Source organism: Myxococcus vastator (genome assembly GCF_010894475.1).
GTDB classification, from domain to species: domain Bacteria; phylum Myxococcota; class Myxococcia; order Myxococcales; family Myxococcaceae; genus Myxococcus; species Myxococcus vastator.
Genome location: NZ_JAAIYB010000591.1, coordinates 1 through 4,073, shown reverse-complemented (window position 1 = coordinate 4,073; position 4,073 = coordinate 1). Strand labels below are relative to the sequence as shown.

1 protein-coding gene is annotated in these 4,073 nt (G+C 57.5%); it reads right to left on the bottom strand.

Going from position 1 to position 4,073, the window contains the following annotated elements; genetic code table 11:
- Nucleotides 1-97: 97 nt before the first annotated feature.
- On the bottom strand, nucleotides 98-3,643 hold the full coding sequence (locus G4D87_RS34450) for an AAA family ATPase (protein ID WP_163786912.1): 3,546 nt from the start codon (nucleotides 3,641-3,643) through the stop codon (nucleotides 98-100).
- Nucleotides 3,644-4,073: the final 430 nt, after the last annotated feature.

The window sequence follows — 4,073 nt, the reverse complement described above, 5'->3', positions numbered from 1 at the left end:
ATGACATCTCGAAGTGCCTGGTATCGCTCCGCCACGGCCTTTTCCGCGTCCATACCCGGCCAACGCGCTCGGCCCCTCTGGCTATTCCCCTATTCGGCTAACTAATTCCTGAGCGGGCCCTAAGTTGGCCAGGCGTTAGCGCTTCCGGGGGGATTTTTATGGCGACTCTCGGCCCCTTACTCTCTTGCGCTGCAACGAGTCGGCCCAGTGCCGCGGGTAGGTCAGTAATGTGTGTTGCGAGGGCGCCGAAGACAATGCTCGCGTGTGACCTGGGCTCGCAGATCTGGCGTCCTTGTGCATAGGTCAGTGGACTGAAGCGAGGTGGTCGGTCCTCGTTAAGTTTCACGTGATGGTAGTCAGCATGAAAGCTGCCCGTAAAGGTCTTTTTCTCAAGCTCGCCAAGGCGTTCCCAGATGGTGTCTACGTGGCCGAGCAGTCGTACAACATTAGGGCTGCGCATTCTGTATGCTCCCCGCTCGTCGCGTGCGAGCACTCCGAGACCATCTAGTTCGTCGAGAAGTGCCCGCATTTGCTCATGGTCGATTCCGTCGAAGCCTTGTGGCCAAAACGTTGTCACTTGCGAGAGGATGTCGTCGACTGAGAATGCGCTAGCATACCCTTCGGTCGAACCGTCGTTGTGAACTATGACGCTCCACGCAATGGCTTGGTACCGAGTATCCAGAGCGAGTGTCCATTCGAACCGCTCACGGATAAGCCGTCGCGTGTCCTCCTTCCGGTATACCTCCTCTACATCCGCAAGGCGTACGGTGTAGGGAGGTTGTAGATTTGGGCTTCCCCGGCGGTGGAGCGTGGAGACGAGCTCGCGGCAGAAGAGTTGGATGAGCCCTGGGTGATAATTCGTGTAGCTAAGGATACGCAGGACGGCCGAGTTCTTCTCCTCGGCGGCAAACCGAAAGCCGAGGGACTCAAGCGGGCGGCGAACAAGCTGGTCTGCATGGTGCGGCTCGAGTGGGCCAACTAGTAGGGCGCGACCAAAATGAGCAAGCGGCTGGTTGGGGATTCCTTGAAACCGCTGTACGTTATGGAGGCCTGCAAGCACTACCTTGCAGCGGTTCGGATTGCGTGTCATCAGGTCGCTGAGTCGCTTGACCTGCTGGAAGTCCGATCGCGCGTCGGCATCTAGAAAATTGTCTGCTTCATCAAGCAGGATGAGCAGTTGGCTTGTGTGCTCACCTCCGAGGAAGTCGGTAATGTGCCCGACAAGGCTGTCAGGCTTGCTCGACTGGGTCTTCGGAAGAAAGCCTATGCGTTTGAGCTCATCTGCAAGTAGGGGCCAGAGCGCTTCTGGTAGCTTGTCAGAGGCGGGGTCGCCCAGATTCTTAATGTTTAGGCGAATTGCATTGTGTGTTCGGCGCCCGACCCTGCCACTGGGATTCTCGGCTCCGCCGAGTGCTTTAAAGCGGCGCTCCACTTGCTCAAGTAGCGCCGATTTTCCGAGTTGACGACCGCCATAGACAAGACATGTCCCACTTAGGCTGGCCAGTTCTTGCACCAAAGAACCGCGCCCAAAGAACATTTCTGAGGAAACTGATGCGGATGCGCGTTCGCTATAGGGGTTGACGGTGGAAAATGGCAGGGCGCACGCGAACAGCGCCTCAAGGCGTTCGTCTTCGGGAAGGCCGGCTAGGTAGAGGAACAGCCACTCGTCCACGACAATCGCGGCGTGCCCGCTAGTTCGGCACTCATCCGAGAGGTGGCGGCGCTCTCGAAGGCCTAACCGCCCTCCGAACAAGACAAGAGCTCCTTCCCCGTCGGGTGGGGGCCGTACCCCGACTGCGTGGAAGGGCCGTGGTGTAACAGTAGCGTTAGTGCAGTGTACTCGCAGTCGGTTCTCCACTCGACTGCCGAAGTGTGGGACGGGACTCTTTCCTATGCTAGAGACGGCGAGTTCAAGTACCGCGACACGCTCGTCAACATAGGGGGTCTTGGTACTTCCATCGGGGTTTGTCCGGAATCCAAGCGTGTTTAGGATGGATGCAATCTTGGTGGGGAGCGCAGGATCCCGGCTTCGAAGTATGCTGAGCCGAATCCATGAGTCGTACAGGCCCCGTACGTCGCGTCGGCTTTGGGCGTGCGCGAGTTCACGGGCAAAAAGTTCGGGAGCCTTCTTCGGAACGTCGCGGCCGTTGAGGCTCCCCAGTTCAGTTTCAAGCATCGGCAGCACTTTAAGGAAGCTCTCAAAGTGTTGGGGGCGCTCCTGAGGGGAGGTAGTGAGAACCGCATCGATAGGGTGCCGCGTTTCAAGTGCTCCCTTCAGTTCGGCCAGCAGCAGGTCTGCGTTTGCATAGTCATGTTCGGCGAGTAGTTCGTCAATGCGAGCGGCGACACGCTGACGCTCCGCGTGGTGTGGACCTTCCGCAACAGCGACCTTTCTGAGGGTTGCCCATGCTTCAATTTGGGTAGATATTTTCTCGTCGCATGCAGCCGTTAGCGAGCGCCGTACATCCTCAAGTACTCTGCGGGGGGATTGAAACTCCCGGAGTCCTTCATGGTAGAGGCCCTCAAGGCGACCTACTAGGCGAGCGCGGTCGACGTTGACGCCATCGACATATGCCTGCTCAACTTTTTCACGAGCTTGCTGCACGGCGAGTCTGAATCGTCTACGCGAGGCATCGAAGGCCATGGACACACGTTCGGACTGCGCATCTTGCGCCGCTGCGTCATCTATTGCATTCAGCAAAGGCGTGGTGAATCGGTAGTCCTCGTAGCGAGCCCAATCTTCAAGGCATGAGGCCGCGCTAGGAGGCGCAATCGCCTGCTCTGGGAGTGCTCGGAGAAGCGGGGCGAGTTCTGAACCCCACGCTCCTTTATCTGCTGACAAACGCAAGGCTGGGAAAGTCAATAGTCTGCGTGCAAGGAGAGCATTGATGTTTCCACCACCACTAAGGAGTCGTTGGTAGTACTGAACGTCTGTAGGGAGTTTGGGTAATGTGCCTGGACCTGGGCAATGCAGCATCCCTCCGAGTTCATAAAAGGCGCGTCGTAGCGCGGCGTTGCCAGCCGCGGCAGCAGCAGTTGAATCAGCAGCGTTCTGATTGATTCCCTTTAGTGCTACAGGAATGAAGTCCACAAGTTGCTCCTTTAGCTTGTGGACTTGGTTGAGGAGCCAATCTCCTCTCCCGCGCATCAGTTCATCAAGCGCTGCTACGCGCGCCCAGTCTGCTACTCGAGAAAGCCCCTCCTCTAGCAACCCTGAGATCCAATCAGTTCCAACTCCATCAAGGGGTTTTCCATTGCGAGAGTATCGTCGGGATAGTTGCTCGACGTGGCGCTTAATGGCGTCCGGCTCACGGAGACGGTTTAGTGTCTCACGGGTGCTTTTAAGTTCTGTTCGCTCATTGAGTGCAGCCCTTTTTATGAGTGTTGCGAATTCACCAGTGCGTATTATTTCGCGCCACAGGGTGTTGGCCGGGCCTTGGCCAGTACGCTTGGATGGCGCCGTTTCTATCCAGCGAGAAGCCTCGGAAGAGGCTGCGGCAAGTCGCTCGGCTCGTTCGTCCTCCGTGCCAAGAACCTCTAGCAGGTCATCCGGAATGGCTTGGCCATAGGCTGCGAAGCTACGTACAGCCTCCACAACGCCACTAAGGTAGGGGGTTCCTGGGGGAACAGTTAGCCACTCCATGAGGCCACAGGTAGGGACTCGCAGCACTGAAGGAAGTGCTGCGGCAAGTCGTAACTCTTGAAGGTGCGGCGCCTCGGATGCTTCTTGTGGATCTGATACGAGATCGTGAAGCCCAGTCGCTAGTAAGGAACTATCATCTGAAAAGGAAAATGATGCCGCGAGGACTCCAAGCACCTTTGTTGGGATAGGAACTTGGGCGCCATCGGCCTCTAGCGCGCGCGTGAGCCAGTATGCCCCCGCCACGTCACCGTCTTCAATCAATGCGTAAAGGAAAGCTGCAGTTGTAGCGGGGGAAGGCTCGTGGAGTAGGGCTTCCGCTGCAACTCGGCGCCCTAAACTAGTGGGCACCACCGCGACAGGTGTGCGGACTTTGTCAATGACCGAATTGACTGCGGGCCCCGGCAGAAGTGCATCGTTGGTGGGCTCAAGA

Bases quoted from the DNA above. Each gene is read 5' to 3' on its own strand.
- G4D87_RS34450 (WP_163786912.1), bottom strand. From the start codon at position 3,643: ATGGAGTGGCTAACTGTTCCCCCAGGAACCCCCTACCTTAGTGGCGTT.